This window comes from Pseudoalteromonas sp. NZS127 (assembly GCF_015864805.1).
Taxonomy (GTDB): Bacteria; Pseudomonadota; Gammaproteobacteria; order Enterobacterales; family Alteromonadaceae; genus Pseudoalteromonas; species Pseudoalteromonas nigrifaciens.
The window spans coordinates 1-565 of the sequence record NZ_JADYWN010000079.1 but is presented as its reverse complement, the minus strand read 5'-3'; the positions used below and the strand labels follow the sequence as shown (position 1 = coordinate 565).

Sequence of the window (565 nt, the reverse complement as noted above, 5' to 3'; positions counted from 1 at the left end):
GGCTCGAACATGTGGATCATGTCTGATGCCGCCACGCGCACCAGCGCGTCGGGGTCCATCACGCCCATGAACCCCTTGTCGCCCGGGTGCTGTTTGTAAACCCAGTACGCCACGCGCTTGCCGCGCTTGTTCAACTCGATGCCGGAGCGGATGACGTGGCCGACAGGCAGGCCCTTCCACTGGTCCGCGTCCATGAGCGGCACCATGTCGGCCTCCAGCAGTTGCACCTGCATGGGCACCGCGAGGCCGTCTTCGTCAAGGAACCGGGCACGACGGCGGGCGAACACCTCACCGGCGGCCAGCCACGACTTCACGGCCAGGGTCTGCTGGCCGTAGCCGTCGAGCACGCAGTCGGCGTCTGCCTTCTTCACGAAGTCGTTCCACAGGTCCGTCAGTTCCTGCTTGCGTGTCTTGCTGGTGATGCGCTTGAAGCGCGGCGTGATGGCGATGCCGACGAGGTTGGTGGCCCACTTCTGGGTGACGCTCTTGGCGCTCCAGTCGTTGCGCACCGCGTCGTGCGAGCGGTTGCGGATCGTCTGCAGGCCAGCCATGGCCGTGTTGGGGC

Annotated in this window: 1 protein-coding gene; it reads right to left on the bottom strand. The window is 66.0% G+C overall.

The features are described from left to right. Positions 1 to 565: phage portal protein (locus tag I6E78_RS18530; protein WP_197183127.1), on the bottom strand; the 565-nt coding region annotated here is incomplete at both ends.